The sequence below is a fragment of the Shewanella sp. 10B genome (genome assembly GCF_023475885.1).
Classification (GTDB): domain Bacteria; phylum Pseudomonadota; class Gammaproteobacteria; order Enterobacterales; family Shewanellaceae; genus Shewanella; species Shewanella mangrovisoli.
Genome location: NZ_JAMDJO010000003.1, coordinates 211537 through 227104, shown reverse-complemented (window position 1 = coordinate 227104; position 15568 = coordinate 211537). Strand labels below are relative to the sequence as shown.

Genomic DNA, 15568 nt, shown 5'->3' with positions numbered 1-15568 from the left:
ATCCTTACGCCGAATTTTTTATGCGGTATCACCGTAAGGTAATTTTAATATGCAAAAAGATGCGATCAGTGTTCTCGAAACACCTCAAAGCACGCAAGAAAGCACAACAAGACACTTACCATGGACGCGCCAAGACACCACTTGGATGCTAAGTTTATTCGGCACCGCTGTGGGGGCAGGCATTCTATTTCTTCCTATCAATGCGGGCATGGGCGGTTTTTGGCCCTTAGTCTTGATGGCCATTATCATCGGCCCTATGACCTATCTCGCCCACCGCGGCCTGTCACGCTTCGTATGTTCATCGAGTATTCCCGGCAGTGATATTACCCAAGTGGTTGAAGAACACTTTGGGATTGGCGCGGGCAAGGCGATTACGCTGCTGTATTTCTTAGCGATTTATCCCATTGTGTTGATCTACGGTGTGGGGATCACTAACACAGTCGACAGCTTTATCGTCAACCAGTTGGGCATGGCCTCACCACCACGTTTCCTGCTGTCTGGCGTGTTGATTTTCGGCATGATGGCCGTGATGGTTGCTGGTGAGCAATTTATGCTGAAGGTGACTCAGCTGCTGGTCTATCCGCTGGTGGGGATTCTGGCTTTTATGTCCATCTATCTGATCCCTGAGTGGAAAATGGATGCGCTGCAAGTCGTGCCAGACACCGGCGCCTTTTTAGGCACTGTATGGCTAACCATTCCTGTATTGGTGTTTGCCTTTAACCATTCTCCAGCGATTTCGCAATTTTCGGTTTCTCTTAAGCGTGACCACGGCGTCAACGCGGCCCGTAAGGCCGATGTGATCCTGCGTAATACCTCGATGATGTTAGTCGGCTTTGTGATGTTATTCGTGTTCTCCTGCGTCTTGTCGCTGTCGCCAGAACAGTTGGCCGAAGCGAAGGCGAAGAACCTGCCGATTTTATCTTACCTTGCGAACGTGCATGACAGTGGTTTTGTCAGCTATTTCGGGCCTTTCATTGCGTTTGTGGCGATTGTGTCTTCTTTCTTTGGCCACTACATGGGCGCGACTGAGGGAATGAAGGGCATTATCGTTAAGCAGCTGCGCTCAAGTAATAAACAAATCAGTGAGAACAAGCTGAACAAGTTTATCTTAGTGTTTATGTTTGCCACGATTTGGGCCGTTGCGATTAAAAACCCAAGTATTTTGGGGATGATTGAGGCGCTGGGTGGCCCGATTATTGCGGCGATTTTGTACTTAATGCCAATGTATGCCGTGTACAAAGTGCCGGCTTTGAAGGCTTACCGTAACCGCATCAGCAACGTGTTTGTGATTATTGCGGGCCTACTCGCGATGACGGCTATTCTGTTTGGCTTGTTAAGCTAAGCTTGGAATTAAAAGCGGTTTGAAACGAAAGGATCGGGTTATACCCGATCCTTTTTTTATTACTTTTCCTCGTACATCAGATAGTAACTCTGCTTCATCCCTAGTGCTTGGTAGGTTTGCTGAGCGGCGGTATTTTCCTGCTCCACATAGAGACGGAAACTCGCGGCGCCACCATTGGCTTCGGCCAATTGTTTCACCTCAGCATAGAGTTTGCCATAAATCCCCTGACGACGATTTTGCGGACGAATATAAACGCTTTGGATCCAGTAATAATCTTTGGCGCGCCAGTCGCTCCACTCGAAGGTAACCATCAGCGAACCGACAATTTCGCCATCGATTTCGGCTACCAGATAAAAGCCTTTCTCAGGGTGATTCAGTAGGGTATTGACGCCTTTAATCAGGGTCGTTTCGTCTAGGGCGAGGCCTTCGGTTTCCTGCGCCATTGCCTGATTAAATTGAACTAGGGCGGTGAGATCTTGCACTTTGGCTTTACGGATCAACATATAACAACTCCTCGGCGGTTAGTACCTCTACCGCTCTTGTGTATGGGGATGACGCTTATGCATCGGCTTTTATTCGGCGGCACACTTTAGCACGGAACCGTTTAGAAGAACGAGTGAACAGCGTTTCAAATCCTGCTTTAATCACGGCTAATTTTTGTACGACTAAAGTCTAATCTGCTAGGCTTGAATAAGGTTTTCACCCTAAGGGAGTGGTGCGATTATGGCATTCGTAAAATCAACTCGTCGCTTTAAGCCCAAATTTTTACAAGTCTATGAAGTGCAAAAAGATTTTCAGATTAATCATGGGATGCACTTTGTACTTACCTTAATCACTTTTGGGTTATGGGGGCTGGTTTGGTGGTATTTGATCCTCAAATCGCAGGGGGATAATCAGTCACTCTTCAGCGGTTTTGACGATGACTATTGGAGCTACCTTATCGAGTGCGAGCAGCCGCCCGCATCCCTTTATCGCCAACGTTTTGCCGCCTCAGTCAATTCGGTGCAATTTGAGGCCTAGGCTTTGCCTTCGCTGGATTTTGCAGCGGTTGGCATCAACGTGATATAGATCATCCTTAGAATTTTATCCCTTATGTTAGACTCGGCGGCTGGCTAAGTTAAGTTAGTCCCGCCAAGGATAAGGCTCAGCCCTATCATCATTTAAAACTCAAGGTTATAAACATGTCAAAACAAAGGTCATCAGCCCTAGGCCGGATCTGGTCTTCCTGGATGTCAGTGCCCCTGTGGCTGCAAATTTTCGTTGGTATGGTGTTAGGGATTGCGGTGGGCGTCAGCTTAGGTGAGCAGGCTTCATACCTGAAACCTATTGGCACCCTGTTTGTGAATACCATCAAGATGCTGATTGTGCCTTTAGTGTTTTGTTCATTGATTGTTGGTGTGACCTCAATGGAAGACACCGCCAAAATGGGCCGAATTGGGTTTAAATCCTTTGCGTTTTACCTGTGCACCACCGCGATTGCGATCAGCCTAGGTTTAGCCGTGGGCTATGTGGTGCAACCCGGTGCAGGCGTGCCTTTACTGCAACACGAAGCGGTACAAACGGCGAAAGAAGTGCCTTCGGTGATGCAAACCCTGATTGACATTGTCCCTACCAACCCCGTTGCCGCCTTGGCGAGTGGTCAAATTCTGCAAGTGATTGTGTTTGCCGTGGCCCTAGGGATTGCCTTGGTCTTGATTGGCGACCATGGTAAGCCTGCGATCAAGGTATTTGAAAGCCTTGCCGAGGCCATGTACAAACTCACCGATATGGTGATGAAGCTTGCGCCTTACGGGGTATTTGGCTTGATGGCATGGGTCGCGGGCGAGTATGGCATCGACATGCTGTGGCCGCTGATTAAAGTGATTATTGCCGTTTATATTGGCTGTATTATCCACGTGTTAGGCTTCTACAGCATAGTGCTGCGCCTATTTGCCAAGCTGAATCCACTGCATTTTTTCAAGGGGATCAGCAATGCGATGGCGGTGGCATTTACCACCTCAAGTTCGGCGGGTACCTTACCCGCAAGCATGAAATGTGCGAGCGAATATCTCGGGGTAAATAAAAAGATCTCTAGCTTTGTGCTGCCCTTAGGTACCACCATCAATATGGATGGTACGGCTTTGTATCAAGGCGTGACCGCGCTGTTTGTGGCGCAGGCCTTTGGTATCGATTTAACTTGGGTCGACTATCTAACGATTATTTTAACCGCGACCTTAGCCTCTATCGGCACCGCGGGTGTGCCGGGCGCAGGCCTAGTGATGTTGACCTTAGTGCTCTCGACCGTGGGCTTGCCCTTAGAAGGCGTGGCCTTGATTGCGGGGATTGACCGTATTCTCGATATGGCGCGCACCGTGGTAAACGTTTCTGGCGACTTAGTGGCGACGACTGTGATTGCTAAGTCGGAAGATGAGCTCGATGTTGAGCATTACAATGCCGATATGGTGCAGAGCGCTATGATTGCCGAACAAAATGCCGCGAGTGAAAACGCCGCGACGAAAAGCTAATTCATCTAATAATAAAAAACCGCCAACTAGGCGGTTTTTTATTATCGAAGCGAGCTTATTTAAGCTGGCTTAAGACGAGGACGGGCTTATCGTCGCTGCTAAGCAGAGTTAAACGACCTTGCACTAACTTGGCCTTAGCGACCAATGGCAGGGCTTGCATCACTTTATGCTCCTGCTGCATCAGCGCATCGACACAGGCCTTCATCGTGCTGCCGCCAGGAATGATTTTTAGCGCCTGTCCCTGCTGGCTGTATTGGCCAAAGAAGTTGTTGCAGCTGTTATTGCCAGAGAGTTTACCTTCATCAGCGAAGGTGATTTGCGCAGGGCTGTAATCCACTGTGGGTTGCCCTTGAACGGCTTCAATATGCCAGCTTCCCTGTAATGGCACTGTGTCCTGATTGGCAACGTCAGTGCTCTGACATGCGGTTAAACCAAAAAGTAATGCGCTTAATAGAAATGTTTGTTTTAACATTGTCTCAGTTCCTTTTTCCGTATTCATGGCCATAGTGTACAAGTTTAGCGGGAGATAAAAAGAGGTTTATATGACAGATACCATTAAAAGCACTATGAATTTATTGAAGTTTTTACATTGGTTAGGTGTTTTGATGTTAGTTTGTGGACTTGGGATCTATATGTTGACCCAATGGAGTCTAGAAATCAGCGGTATGTTACTGATCTCAAGCCTCATTGGTTTAGGACTCGTATTGATGTCACCCTATCCCGTGGTGCTGTTTATCCAATGGGCGAAGCGTCAGGACGAGCTTCCTAAAGATTAATCCCGCGTAAAAGCTAGAGCTCGGCCGAGTCGGCGGCGGGATTATCATACTGCTCGGCATCGAACTTGGGCGCTTGATTTGCTTGGTTTGGTTCAGGCTCTGGCTGCATGGATTTCAGTTTGCAGCGCGCATCTTCCATCATGGGCGCTAACTTGGCCGTCGATTCAGGGGTAAAGAAGCTGTAACTGGCATCGAGTTTTAGATGGGGGTTTTGTTGTTCTAATTGTTTTTCTACCCGCTTCATAATGTGCAATATATCGCGTTCGCTATCGACGAAAGCTAACACCACAAATTGAGTCTCACTGTAATGGGCGGCGACATCGGCGGTGCGAATAGTATCTTGGACCAAATTGCCCAGCAGTCTATGGTGTTTCTCTTCTAAAGTATTTTCCGACGAATTTGCTTCAGTTAACTCGAAGAAGACGATCCCCGCATGGGCGCCAAAACGTCGTCCTAGATTGAGTTGCCTAGGCGCCATCATCATAAAACCGTAATGGTTGAGCATGCCGGTCTCTTGATCGCGCATCGATAGGGATTCAATGCGATGGTTTTGGCATAACAGGGATAATTCCTGCTGCAGCAAAATTTGGAAGGGCTCGAGCATGGCGCTGTTGCTCGCGGGCTCGACCATATGTGGATTTAACACGCACAGTGAACCAAATTGGCTGCCGTCGGGCCAAGCGATAGGGCGGGAGAGAATATGTTGAATACCATCAAAATCCCGTGGCAATTCGTCGAGCATAAAACGACCGAGATTAAGATAGTCTCCTTCCGCTGGACTATGTTTAAGTTGTTCAAACAGGGGGAAGTCGCTCGCAAACAAAGTACCCGAGGTAAAGAGTGGCGTTTCACTCACTGAGCTGACAATCACTTCAAAACCAGATTGAGTCATTTGCAGCACAAACACACTGGTGGCGCTGTAATAGCTTTTAATCAACTCGCATTGATGCATCCAGCGACCAAGATTGACTTGCTGGTGGTCACTGTCGAGCAGGCTGACATTGGGGTTGATGGTTTCGGGCAACATGGTGGCGCCTAAAGGGCAAAAAATATGCCTTAAGTTTGGGAAACAACAGGATAATTTGCAAATCAATGGGCTAAAAAAACATCAGTTTTTATGCATCTATTATTGGGATGATTTATGACTCCTGTATACTGGCGCGCCGCCAGCCATATTGCTCGCCAAATTGAGTTTAGATAATGACAGTAAATATACGCCCTGCTACGACACAAGATATTGATTCTTTAGTTTTATTAGAAAGAACCTTCCTCAATGATGAACTGGCGTCTTCGGCGATGGGCTTGGAGGGACAAGCCTTTGGCCGTAGCGAGCTGACCGAATTAGTCACTCGACATTGGGTGGTGGTGGCCGAGGATAAAGGGCGGATTATTGGTTATGTGATTGCCGGGCGTTGGGCCTTTTTTGAAACTTGGCCAGTTTATCGCACGCTCCTTAATCGCTTAGCTAAGGCCGAGTGGGACGGCACTAAGTTAACGAAGCTGAATACTTGTCAGTATGGCCCCATTTGGATAGATAAACACTATCGAGGTCAGGGGATTTTTGAAGCGTTGGTGAAGGGGATTTATCAGCAACTTGCCCCTCATTTTGCCTATGCGGTGACCTTTATTGCCGAGGAAAACGAGCGTTCCTTTGCCGCTCATACCCAAAAAGCCACAATGCAAGTGGTCGATTTCTTTACCGTTTCGGCAAGAGATTACTATTTAATGGTGGCGCGCACTCAAGCTTAGTGAACATCCAGATTGACACTTGTTCTTGCTTGGAAACTCAGTATTTAGTGCATATCGTTATGAGGAATACTCTGTATCGACTATGGTTAGAGAATACTAATCAATATAAATGCTGCTATGAAGTTTGAGCTACGCCAATTTCTTGATAGAAGTTTTCTCATTTCGATACGTGAATCCTTTATCGCGTTACTGCCTTTTATTTTGATTAATTCGTTTCTATCCCTGATTATTGCCTTACTCGATATCAGTATTCCGACTTGGCAAGGCTCTGCTTTTCATCAGGGAATTAGCTTTTTTTCGGTGCAACTTTCAAAGATTTTTCCATTACTTGCACTGATTTCTTTGTCCTTTCACTTCGCTAAATATCTACAACTGTCGGCGATTGTGGTGTGTTCTTTGTCGCTCAGTATTTTACTCGCCATTAATGCCCAAGATACGGGGAATGTATTTAATCTCGATTATGTACGCGCCATTTTGGCTGATCCGCGGATTGCGGTTTTGCCAATTATCTCTGCCTATTTATTACGTTTTTTGAGTGCATGGAAGGGGCTGCAACTGATTAAAGCGAAGGCGCTGAGTCGTTACTTAAAGCAACATTTAAATTTATTCTTCCCGATAGTGATTGGTTTTATCGGTCTGTTTGCCATCGTTGCCGAAGCTTCTATCTTTTTAGAATGGTTATTTGCGCCATTTATCGAAGGGTTGCAACAAGCGAGCCTAGGCGTGCAACTGTTTATGCGGATCCTGCTCACTCATGTGCTCTGGTGTTTTGGAGTGCATGGCGATAACGCCTATCTGCTGCTAATTGGTGTCGATAATGGCTTAATGGAATTGGTGCCGCACCTGACTGCGAGCCAGTTTATGGACCTGTTTATTCTCTATGGTGGCAGTGGCGCGACGCTATCGCTGATCATTGCCATTTTTATCGGTGCTAAAGACAGTGCCACTCGGCATATTGCGAAAATTGCCACACCCTTTGCGATTTTTAACATCAATGAAATTCTGATTTACGGCCTACCGATTATCTTTAATCCGCGCTTATTAGTGCCGTTTATTCTATCGCCACTGGTTAATTTTATCTTGGCCTACAGTGCTATCCATGTTGGGATCTTAAGCTTTGAGGGGCACAGTTTCCCTTGGATCACACCGCCACTGCTCAACGCTTACATTGCCAGCGGGCACTTGAGCGCGGTGTTTTTCCAAGTGTTATTAATCGGACTTGGGGTATTGATTTATCTGCCCATTGTACGACGTTTCTCCTTGATGTCTGAGCACTATGAGTTTGATAGTGAATTAATTAAACGTGTGCAGTTTCAAGCGGATATAGACCGTATGACGGAGCAGCATTATTCACAGCAGCAGTCCGAATCACTTAAGGCCGAATTAAACCTCGAGAAGACCATCAAAGAAGTCTTGGCGGGGGAGCTTCAACTACACTATCAGCCTAAAATTGCCTTAAGCACTAATCATGTTGTTGGATATGAGGCGCTTATTCGCCTGAAGGATGAGCATGGTAAGTTAAAGGGGCCGTATTTTATTGATGCTTTTCAGCGTGCGGGCTATTCCCATATCATCGACCGCTTTGTGATTAATACGGTTGCAGAGGATCTCGCTCGCTGGGAATTAGAAGGCTTTTACCCAAAAGTGAGCATCAATATCGACCCAAACAATATTACCGATCCCCAATTGTTGGCGACCATGAATGAAAGGTTAGGCAGCGTCGCCAACCGAGTCGAAATTGAGATGTTAGAATCGGCCTTTATGTTGGATTTAAATCGTATCGATAACAGCATGAAGCAACTTAAACTACATGGGTTTAGTTTTTTCTTAGATGACTTCGGGACAGGGTTTTCTAGCTTAAGTTTACTGAGTCGGATCAATGTGGATGGCATTAAGCTCGACCGCAGTATTCTGGCTAATACCTGTGAGCCCAAAGGGCGTACCTTGTATCTGCAAATCTGTAAGCTTTGTAATAGTTTAGGCTTTAGTTTGATTGCCGAAGGGGTTGAAACCCCTGAAGAAGCCGAGTTTGTTAAAGCGGCGGGGGTGAGTTATGTGCAGGGCTGGTTATACGCCAAGGCGATGCCAGGACCCGAGGCTAAAGCCTTTTGGTTGGAGAGAAATAGTGAGTGATACCTTAGTCAGCACCCTGCTGACGACATACGCCAATGCCAATTTGTCGGCTTGGGATAATTTGCGAGTCTTGTTATCCGAGTGCGCGTTGCAGCGATGTACAGCCCGTGGATTTGAAGTCGATTGCGACGATAGTCGCCCCCACTATTGGCTGCAGATTGAGGATAGTTGGCTCGATTGCGGCAGAACCAATGCCTACAGCGCAGCCATTGTCCCTTTAACGACTGAGGCTGTTCAAGGTGCAAGGATAATTGGCGTGCAAGACTGTGTACTGTTATCCGCCGCGCAGATAAACCTGCTGTGTATGCAAAACGCCCATTTTGACCACTGTTAATTCGAATCAAAGGATTAACCATTCTCCCGTCGGATAATTCCCTTGATAGCCAAAAGGTAGCCGTCCTTGTAAGTACCAAGCTAAACGTTCTTGGGTAAATTCTGAGAGCGTTGCATCGGCTAGCAGTAAAGTGGCTAAGGTATCGGCATCATCAGACACCAGTGCGCAAATCTCAGCAACGGGCATTATTTTCCACGTTTCCAGATAGGCGGTTTTCGCGATTTGAGCGACGATTTCGCTAGAGACTTGGGGCTTTAATCTGTCGGCCTGCTGATGGTCGCTAACGCATAAGCTTTCATAGGGTTCGGAGTAGGGCGGTTCGAAAAAACGGTCGGGATCCTTTTCAAGATAAGTGGTGATTTCTTCAAGGTTGCCTAAGGTGTTGGCCATGGGCTCGTTATGGCCCATCTTGGTCGCCCAAGAACAGGATTGGAGTTGTGCGATTAACGGCTTCATTGAGTCTCTGTCGTTTGCCTACAATGAAAGCCATCTTGCTGATTATGATGGGGTTAGGCAATACATCCTAAGCATAAAAAAAACCGCCCTAAGGCGGTTTTTTACAAGCGAAAGCGTGAGCTTAATACAGATTACAGACCTGCATCGGCGCGCAGTGCGTCAGCTTTATCCGTCGCTTCCCATGGGAACTCGTTACGGCCAAAGTGACCATAAGCGGCGGTTGCTTGATAGATTGGGCGAGCCAGGTTCAGCATTTCAGTCAGGCCGTATGGACGCAGGTCGAAGTGTTGACGGACTAACTTGATTAAGACTTCTTCAGACACTTTACCAGTACCGAAGGTCTCAACGCTGATAGACGTAGGTTCAGCCACACCGATAGCGTAAGACACTTGGATCTCACAACGGTCCGCTAAGCCTGCTGCAACGATGTTTTTCGCTACGTAACGGGCAGCGTAGGCCGCACTACGGTCAACTTTTGATGGGTCTTTACCAGAGAAAGCACCACCACCGTGACGTGCCATACCGCCGTAGGTATCTACGATGATCTTACGACCGGTTAAACCACAGTCACCCATTGGACCACCGATAACGAAACGGCCAGTTGGGTTGATGAAGTATTTCGTGTCCTTGTTCAGCCATTGTGCTGGCAGGACTGGCTTGATGATGGTTTCCATCACGCCTTCGATCAGATCCGCTTGGGCGATGTCTGGGCTGTGTTGGGTAGACAGTACGATCGCATCGATACCAACAATTTTGTTGTCTTCGTAAGCGAAGGTGACTTGGCTTTTCGCATCTGGGCGTAACCATGACAGAGTGCCATCTTTACGCACTTCTGATTGACGCTTCACTAATGCGTGGGCATAGGTGATTGGCGCTGGCATCAGAATGTCAGTTTCGTTGCTGGCATAACCAAACATTAAACCTTGGTCGCCGGCACCTTGTTCTTTTGGATCGGCACGGTCGACACCTTGGTTGATGTCAGGAGACTGTTTACCAATCGCATTTAATACTGCGCAAGAATCGGCATCGAAGCCCATATCTGAATGGACATAACCAATTTCACGAACCGTTTTACGGGTCAGCTCTTCAATATCAACCCAGGCAGAGGTGGTCACTTCGCCACCTACTAATACCATGCCAGTTTTGACATATGTTTCGCACGCAACACGTGCTTTAGGATCTTGGGCCAGAATCGCATCTAGCACAGCATCAGAAATCTGATCTGCAATCTTATCGGGATGACCTTCTGAGACCGACTCAGAAGTAAACAAGTGCTTTGCCATAGTAGGAAAATCTCGTCGTTAGCAATCAAACGTGTAGAAGCATCTACATCTAGACGGCTATTTTAGTGGAATTTCCCTTGGTTGCCACCCCCTAAACTAAATATTTGTGTGTAAAGTGAGGTAAGCCCCAAATCGGGCAGAGTTTGCGGCGCTGGAGTTTCTGCTCTAACTCAATGAATTGATAGCGGTATGTGGTTTTTGTTCCCGATGAGGTGGGTAAGTTGTCGCTGAGTTAAGCTCAAACCAAGGTTGTAGCCTTATCGTTATGGGGGCAATGTAATAAAGGATATAACATATTTGAATTATCGTATTACAAATATGTTTAATGTGTTTTAAGATGAATTCGCCTAAACCTTCAAAGGTGTAATCCACCAGACTGGACAGTGGAATGCAATTTTCGTTTGCGTCGCTTCGCTATGTAGGGGAAAATATGCGTCCAAATTGCCCGCTAGACCCCACAAATTAAGCAGGAGAGAGCATGTCTTCCCGTAAAGTACTCGCCAACGCAATCCGTGCGTTAAGTATGGATGCAGTTCAAAAAGCAAACTCAGGCCACCCTGGCGCCCCTATGGGCATGGCAGATATTGCTGAAGTGCTGTGGAATGATTTCCTTAAGCACAATCCGAACAATCCGAAATGGGTAGATAGAGATCGTTTTATCCTCTCTAACGGTCACGGATCTATGCTGATCTACTCTTTATTACACCTGACTGGCTACGACCTGCCTATCGATGAACTGAAGCAATTCCGTCAGTTACATTCAAAAACTCCGGGTCACCCAGAATACGGTTACACCCCAGGTGTTGAAACCACCACTGGCCCATTAGGGGCGGGGATCAGCAACGCTGTGGGTATGGCGATTGCAGAAAAAACCTTAGCGGCACAGTTCAACCGTGAAGGTCACGATATTGTTGACCACTACACTTACTGCTTCCTCGGCGATGGCTGCTTGATGGAAGGTATTTCCCACGAAGCTTGTTCTCTGGCTGGTACCTTAGGCCTAGGCAAACTGATCGCATTTTGGGATGACAACGGCATCTCTATCGACGGTCATGTTGAAGGCTGGTTTACCGATGACACGCCAAAACGTTTCGAATCATACGGCTGGCACGTGATTGCTAACGTTGATGGTCACGATAGCGATGCGATTCGCGCGGCTATCGAAGCGGCAAAAGCCGTGACCGACAAGCCGACCATGATCTGCTGCAAAACCATTATCGGTTTTGGTTCACCAAACAAATCTGGCAGCCACGATTGCCACGGCGCACCATTAGGTGATGCTGAAATCGCTGCAGCCCGTGAATTCTTAGGCTGGCCACATGCGCCATTCGAAATCCCTGCAGACGTATACGCAGGTTGGGATGCTAAAGAAGCCGGTAACGCTCGTGAAGCGGCTTGGAACGACAAGTTTGCCGCTTACGCTGCTGCTTACCCAGAACTGGCTGCCGAATACGAGCGCCGTGTGCTGAAAGGTGAATTACCAGCGGATTTCGAAGCTAAAGCGCAAGCCTTTATCCAAGAATGCCAAGCGAAAGGCGAAGGTATTGCGAGCCGTAAAGCGTCACAAAACGCGATTGCCGCTTTCGGTGCGGTTCTGCCTGAACTGTTAGGCGGCAGTGCTGACTTAGCAGGTTCTAACCTGACCTTATGGGCAGGTTCTAAGGGTATTCAAGAAGATCCAGCGGGTAACTACGTGTACTACGGTGTGCGTGAGTTCGGTATGAGCGGCATCATGAACGGTGTGTCACTCCACGGTGGTTTCATCAACTACGGCGCGACTTTCATGATGTTTATGGAATACGCACGTAACGCAGTACGTATGTCTGCGCTGATGGGCATTCAAAACATCTTCGTTTACACCCACGACTCTATCGGTCAAGGTGAAGATGGTCCAACTCACCAACCTGTTGAGCAATTAGCTAACCTGCGCATGACGCCAAACATGGCGGTATGGCGCCCATGTGACGCGGCTGAAACCGCAGTGGCTTGGAAAGCGGCTATCGAACGTCGTCATGCACCAACATCGCTAGTATTCAGCCGTCAAAACCTGAAGGCTCAAGCACGTACTGCTGAGCAATTAGCGAATGTGGCGAAAGGCGCTTACGTACTGCAAGACTGTGCAGGTACGCCTGAGTACATCCTGATTGCGACCGGTAGTGAAGTGCAATTAGCGGTAGAAGCTGCAGCTGCGCTGACCGAGCAAGGCAAACAAGTTCGCGTGGTTTCTATGCCATCAAACACTGAGTTTGATAAGCAAGATGCCGCTTACAAAGAGTCTGTACTGCCAAAAGCGGTGACTAAGCGTATCGCTATCGAAGCGGCCCATACTGACTTCTGGTACAAGTATGTTGGTTTCGAAGGCACTGTTGTTGGCATGACCACTTTTGGTGAGTCTGCGCCAGGCAACGTCCTGCTGAAGCACTTCGGTTTCACTGTTGAAAATGTGCTGAATGCTGCAAAATCACTAGGCTAATCGCTTAGGTGATGAGATTACCGACAAAAGGTTAAACTTTTGAAAGGTTAATCTGTATAATGCGGCCTGCAATCGTTTGCAGGCCGTTTTTGTATATGCAGTATTGTTAAGAGGAAATAAAGACCTCAATGATCCGAGTCGCAATCAATGGTTATGGTCGTATTGGCCGCTCAATCCTTCGCGCTTTATATGAGTCCGGAAAACGTCAGCAAATACAAATTGTCGCAATCAACGAGTTGGCTAAGCCAGAAGCCATCATTCATCTGACCCAGTACGATACTACCCACGGTCGGTTTCAGCCCAGAGTCAAATTAGTCGATGATCAGATGCTGATCGGCGATGACGTCATCAAAATTCTCCACGAACCGGATCCAGCCAAGCTGCCTTGGCGCGAGATGGACATCGACATCGTCTATGAAGCGACTGGCGCCATCTTAGATCGCAACAGTTGCGAGGCCCATATCCACGCAGGCGCCAAACAGGTCTTAATCAGTCACCCTTCTTCTGCCGATGTTGACGGCACTATCGTTTATGGTGTGAACCAAGACTTACTGCGCGCCGAGCATACTGTGGTCTCCAACGCCTCTTGTACGACCAACTGTATCGTGCCCGTTATCGACGTGCTGGATAAACACTTTGGCGTGAAAAGTGGCGCGATTACCACTATCCATTCGGCGATGAACGATCAGCAAGTGATTGATGCCTATCATGATGACTTACGCCGCACCCGAGCTGCGGGTCAGTCAATCATCCCTGTCGACACTAAACTTGCCCGTGGTATCGAGCGGATTTTGCCGCACATGAAAGACAAGTTTGAGGCGATTTCGGTGCGCGTTCCCACGATCAACGTTACCGCTATCGATCTTTCGGTAACATTAGATAAAACAGTGGATATTGCGACCGTCAATCAAGTGTTAGAATTGGCCGCCAATGGACGATTTAACGGTATCTTAGGCTATACTGATGAGCCGCTCGTATCCTGTGATTTTAACCATGATCCGCGCTCAAGTATTGTCGATGGCACCCAAACTCGGGTGAGTGCAGGGCAGTTGGTTAAGCTGTTGCTGTGGTGCGATAACGAGTGGGGCTTTGCAAATCGTATGCTGGATACCAGTTTGGCGATGATTGCAGCTAAACAAAGCTGAAGATAAGAATTTATACCAATGGGTTAAGCCTAGTGGCCAATTCGACGGGATGTCGAGTGCCGAGTAGCTATCTAAGCTAACCGATTGATGCAAAAACCAGTTTGTTTTTTTGATTATAAAAGGAAGCGTTACCATGGCAATTATCAATATGTCAGATTTAGATCTCCAAGGTAAGCGAGTGCTTATTCGTGAAGATCTCAATGTGCCAGTCAGCAACGGCGTCGTCACCAGTGATGCACGTCTGCGCGCCTCTCTTCCCACTATCGAATTAGCCCTTGCCAAAGGCGCTGCGGTAATGGTGATGTCTCACTTAGGTCGTCCAACCGAAGGTGAATACAACAGCGAATTCTCCATGCAACCTGTGGTCGATTACTTGGCCAAAGCCCTGTCTTGCACCGTCCGTTTAGCGACCGACTATTTAGACGGCGTTGAAGTGGCAGTAGGCGAAGTGGTTGTGTTTGAAAACGTTCGCTTTAACAAAGGCGAGAAGAAAAACGACGAAGCCCTGTCAAAGAAAATGGCAGCCTTATGTGATGTGTATGTGATGGATGCCTTCGGTACCGCTCACCGCGCAGAAGCATCAACCAATGGTGTTGGCTTACACGCTCCTATCTCCTGTGCTGGCCCATTATTAGCCCAAGAATTAGAAGCGTTAGGCAAAGCTTTAGACAACCCAGCGCGCCCATTAGTGGCCATCGTTGGTGGTTCTAAAGTGTCGACTAAGCTGACCGTATTAGAAAGCTTATCCGGCATTGTGGACCAGCTAGTGGTTGGCGGTGGTATCGCCAACACCTTTATCGCTGCGGCGGGTCACAATGTAGGTAAGTCACTGTATGAGGCTGATTTAATCGATGAAGCTAAGCGCTTAGTGGCGAACGCCCAAAGCCGCGGTGGCGACATTCCTGTACCTACCGATGTGGTTGTTGCGGGTGAGTTTAGCCCTACAGCTGCTGCGACCTTAAAAGCGGTCAATGAAGTGGGCGATAGCGACATGATTTTCGACATCGGCCCCGACAGCGCCGAAGCGTTAGCGAAAATCATCGAGTCTGCTGGCACTATCGTATGGAACGGCCCTGTGGGCGTGTTCGAGTTCGACCAATTCGGTGAAGGCACTAAGCGTATCGCACAAGCAATTGCTGATTCTAAAGCCTTCTCTATCGCTGGCGGTGGTGACACCTTAGCGGCGGTCGACAAGTATGATATCGCCGATAAAGTCTCTTACATCTCTACTGGCGGCGGCGCTTTCCTTGAGTTTTTAGAAGGCAAAGAGTTACCGGCTGTAGCTATGCTAAAACAACGCGGTGCCTAATATTGAGTTAGGTATTGCGCCATCGCGCTGCGATGGCACTAAAACTTGATAAAAAAATTATAAA

General features: G+C 47.9%; 15 protein-coding genes. 10 read left to right on the top strand and 5 right to left on the bottom strand.

Annotation, left to right across the window (positions count from 1 at the left end; all coding sequences use genetic code 11):
* The first annotated feature begins 49 nt into the window (after positions 1-49).
* Positions 50-1342 carry a serine/threonine transporter gene (locus M0415_RS13295; protein ID WP_011718165.1) on the top strand — a complete coding sequence of 431 codons (1293 nt, stop codon included), beginning with the start codon at positions 50-52 and terminating at the stop codon, positions 1340-1342.
* A gap of 59 nt (positions 1343-1401) precedes the next feature.
* Here M0415_RS13295 and M0415_RS13290 read toward each other — a convergent pair whose 3' ends face one another.
* The gene (locus M0415_RS13290) at positions 1402-1845 is read right to left on the bottom strand and encodes a GNAT family N-acetyltransferase (protein WP_086903753.1); all 444 of its coding nucleotides are present in this window, start codon (positions 1843-1845) and stop codon (positions 1402-1404) included.
* A 220-nt stretch (positions 1846-2065) separates the two neighbouring features.
* Between M0415_RS13290 and M0415_RS13285 the strand changes: the two genes are divergently transcribed.
* Entirely contained in the window at positions 2066-2362 is a 297-nt protein-coding gene (locus M0415_RS13285) for a DUF4234 domain-containing protein (RefSeq protein ID WP_086903752.1), read from the top strand.
* A 161-nt stretch (positions 2363-2523) separates the two neighbouring features.
* Positions 2524-3846: a dicarboxylate/amino acid:cation symporter gene (locus M0415_RS13280; RefSeq protein WP_086903751.1), complete on the top strand. Its 1323-nt coding sequence runs from the start codon at positions 2524-2526 to the stop codon at positions 3844-3846.
* Positions 3847-3901: 55 nt separating this feature from the next.
* Here M0415_RS13280 and M0415_RS13275 read toward each other — a convergent pair whose 3' ends face one another.
* The gene (locus M0415_RS13275) at positions 3902-4318 is read right to left on the bottom strand and encodes an META domain-containing protein (protein ID WP_011718162.1); all 417 of its coding nucleotides are present in this window, start codon (positions 4316-4318) and stop codon (positions 3902-3904) included.
* A gap of 70 nt (positions 4319-4388) precedes the next feature.
* Here M0415_RS13275 and M0415_RS13270 point away from each other — a divergent pair, with 70 nt between their 5' ends.
* On the top strand, positions 4389-4622 hold the full coding sequence (locus M0415_RS13270; RefSeq protein ID WP_086903750.1) for a hypothetical protein: 234 nt from the start codon (positions 4389-4391) through the stop codon (positions 4620-4622).
* A gap of 13 nt (positions 4623-4635) precedes the next feature.
* On the opposite strand, the gene M0415_RS13265 is transcribed toward M0415_RS13270, so the two are convergent.
* Positions 4636-5649: a GGDEF domain-containing protein gene (locus M0415_RS13265; RefSeq protein WP_086903749.1), complete on the bottom strand. Its 1014-nt coding sequence runs from the start codon at positions 5647-5649 to the stop codon at positions 4636-4638.
* A 173-nt stretch (positions 5650-5822) separates the two neighbouring features.
* Between M0415_RS13265 and M0415_RS13260 the strand changes: the two genes are divergently transcribed.
* The 3 genes from M0415_RS13260 to M0415_RS13250 all read left to right on the top strand — a co-directional run bounded on the left by M0415_RS13260 (position 5823) and on the right by M0415_RS13250 (position 8838).
* Positions 5823-6371, top strand: a complete 549-nt coding sequence (locus tag M0415_RS13260) for a GNAT family N-acetyltransferase (RefSeq protein WP_086903748.1) — start codon at positions 5823-5825, stop codon at positions 6369-6371.
* Between the two features lie 117 nt (positions 6372-6488).
* The gene (locus M0415_RS13255) at positions 6489-8504 is read left to right on the top strand and encodes an EAL domain-containing protein (RefSeq protein WP_249556156.1); all 2016 of its coding nucleotides are present in this window, start codon (positions 6489-6491) and stop codon (positions 8502-8504) included.
* The gene (locus tag M0415_RS13250; protein WP_086902636.1) at positions 8497-8838 is read left to right on the top strand and encodes a hypothetical protein; all 342 of its coding nucleotides are present in this window, start codon (positions 8497-8499) and stop codon (positions 8836-8838) included. The genes M0415_RS13255 and M0415_RS13250 overlap by 8 nt, the downstream gene beginning before the upstream one ends.
* Positions 8839-8844: 6 nt before the next feature.
* Here M0415_RS13250 and M0415_RS13245 read toward each other — a convergent pair whose 3' ends face one another.
* Positions 8845-9294 (bottom strand): hypothetical protein, encoded by a 450-nt coding sequence (locus M0415_RS13245; protein ID WP_086902637.1) that lies wholly within the window; start codon positions 9292-9294, stop codon positions 8845-8847.
* 131 nt (positions 9295-9425) lie between these two features.
* A complete protein-coding gene (metK, locus tag M0415_RS13240; protein ID WP_249556155.1) occupies positions 9426-10577 on the bottom strand; it encodes a methionine adenosyltransferase in 1152 nt (383 codons plus the stop codon).
* A 478-nt stretch (positions 10578-11055) separates the two neighbouring features.
* Here metK and tkt point away from each other — a divergent pair, with 478 nt between their 5' ends.
* The 3 genes from tkt (at position 11056) to M0415_RS13225 (ending at position 15504) form a co-directional block, all read left to right on the top strand.
* The gene (gene tkt, locus M0415_RS13235) at positions 11056-13050 is read left to right on the top strand and encodes a transketolase (protein WP_086902638.1); all 1995 of its coding nucleotides are present in this window, start codon (positions 11056-11058) and stop codon (positions 13048-13050) included.
* A 128-nt stretch (positions 13051-13178) separates the two neighbouring features.
* A complete protein-coding gene (gene epd, locus M0415_RS13230; protein ID WP_086902639.1) occupies positions 13179-14195 on the top strand; it encodes an erythrose-4-phosphate dehydrogenase in 1017 nt (338 codons plus the stop codon).
* A 133-nt stretch (positions 14196-14328) separates the two neighbouring features.
* Complete coding sequence (locus M0415_RS13225; RefSeq protein WP_086902640.1) at positions 14329-15504, top strand: phosphoglycerate kinase; 1176 nt, start codon at positions 14329-14331, stop codon at positions 15502-15504.
* Positions 15505-15568: the final 64 nt, after the last annotated feature.